Origin of the sequence: Pseudoroseomonas cervicalis ATCC 49957 (assembly GCF_000164635.1) — a bacterium.
In the GTDB taxonomy this organism is placed as follows: Bacteria; Pseudomonadota; Alphaproteobacteria; order Acetobacterales; family Acetobacteraceae; genus Pseudoroseomonas; species Pseudoroseomonas cervicalis.
On record NZ_GG770821.1, the window covers coordinates 1 to 1800 of the forward strand.

The 1800-nt window shown below is 76.6% G+C and carries 2 protein-coding genes; both read right to left on the reverse strand.

What is annotated here, in order from left to right; all coding sequences use genetic code 11:
• On the reverse strand, positions 1–835 hold an 835-nt coding region (locus HMPREF0731_RS19320; RefSeq protein WP_007005895.1), incomplete at its 3' end, for a 1-phosphofructokinase family hexose kinase.
• The coding region (locus HMPREF0731_RS19325; protein ID WP_007005896.1) for a putative PEP-binding protein at positions 825–1800 on the reverse strand (976 nt) is incomplete at its 5' end. The genes HMPREF0731_RS19320 and HMPREF0731_RS19325, both read right to left, overlap by 11 nt.

Below are 1800 nucleotides of genomic sequence, written 5' to 3' on the forward strand. Positions count from 1 at the left end.
GCGCCATCGCCTCGGGGTCGAGGCCGCGCGCCAGGGCGGCGGTCAGCCCCGCCACCATGGCGTCGCCGGCGCCGACCGTGGTGGTCAGCGCCACGGCGGGCGGCTTCGCCCAGAGGCAGGCGCCGGGCAGCACGAACAGCGCCCCCTCGCCGCCCGCCGAGACGACAACATGGCCGATGCCGCGCGCCTGCAACTCCCGCGCGCCCTGCAGCAGCGTGGCGCGGTCGGGCAGCGGGCGGCCGAGCAGGGCCGAGAGCTCGTCGCGGTTGGGCTTCACCAGGGCCGGGCCCTCGGCCAGGGCGGCGTCGAAGGCCGGGCCGCTGCTGTCCAGCACCACCAGGCTGCCCGCCGCCTTCAGCCGGGCCAGCACGGTGGCCAGGGCCGCCGGGCCGAGGCCGGGCGGCAGGCTGCCGGACAGCACGGCGAGGCGCGGCGCCGGGTCCAGCCGCGCCAGCATCGCCGCGAGCGCCGCGTCATCGGCGGTGGGGCCGGGCGGGTTGATGTCGGTGACCTCGCCCTCCCCCGTCTCCACCAGCTTCACATTGATGCGGCAGCGCCCGGGCACCGGCTGGAAGTCGCTGCGGATGCCGAGCGGCGCCAGGAAGGCCTCGAAGGCCGGCAGATCGGCCTGCCCCAGCAGCCCCGTGGCGCGCGAGGCCTCGCCGAGCACGGCGAGCATGACCGAGACATTGACCCCCTTCCCCGCCGGCCGCAGCTCGGCCGCGCCGGCGCGGTTGACCCGGCCGCGCTCCAGCCTGGGCAGCGGGATGGTCAGGTCCAGCGCCGGGTTCAGCGTGACGGTGGCGATGCGCGGCATGGCGGGCTCAGCCGGCATGGCCGAGCTTCCGCAGGCTGGGCAGGGCGCGCACCTCGGCCGCCGTGGCGCAGTTGAGCGCCAGCCGCGCCGCCGCCTCGGCCTCGGCCATGGACAGGGCGCGGATCTGCGCCTTCAGCGCCGCCACATTGGGGATCGAGACGGACAGTTCATCGACGCCGAGGCCCACCAGGATCGGCGCCGCCATCGGGTCCGCCGCCATGTTGCCACAGACGCCGACCCAGCGGCCGCGCGCATGCGCCGCCTTCACCGTCATGTCGATCAGCCGCAGCACCGCCGGGTCCAGCGCGTCGGAGCGGGCGCCGAGCGTCGGGTGCAGCCGGTCCACCGCGAGCGCGTATTGCGTCAGGTCGTTGGTGCCGATGGAGAAGAAATCGGCCTCGCGCGCCAGCTGGTCCGCCATCACCGCGGCCGAGGGCACCTCGACCATGATGCCGACCTCCACCGGCGGGCAGGACAGCGCGGCGCGCTCCGCCTCGATGATCGCGCGCGCGGCGCGGAGGTCGGCCAGCCCGTCCACCATCGGCAGCATGATGCGCAGGTCGCCATGCCGGGCGGCGCGCAGGGCGGCGCGGATCTGGGCGCGGAACAGCGCCGGCTCGGCCAGCGACAGGCGCAGCCCGCGCAGGCCGAGGAAGGGGTTGGCCTCCACCGGGTGGCGCACGAAGCGCAGCGGCTTGTCGCCGCCGGCATCCAGCGTGCGCAGCACCACCGGCAGCCCGCCGAAGCCCTCCGCCAGCCGGCGGTAGAGATCGAACTGCTCCGCCTCGGTCGGCGGCTCGGCACGCTCATCGAAGAGGAACTCGCTGCGCACCAGCCCGGTGCCCTCGGCCCCGGCGGCGACGGCCTCGATGGCCTCCTCCGGCCGGCGGACATTGGCCGCGACCTCGACCCGGTGGCCGTCGCGGGTGATGGCGGGGCGGAAGGCGGCCTGGCGCGCCGCCTCGGCCCGCGCGGCGCCCTGT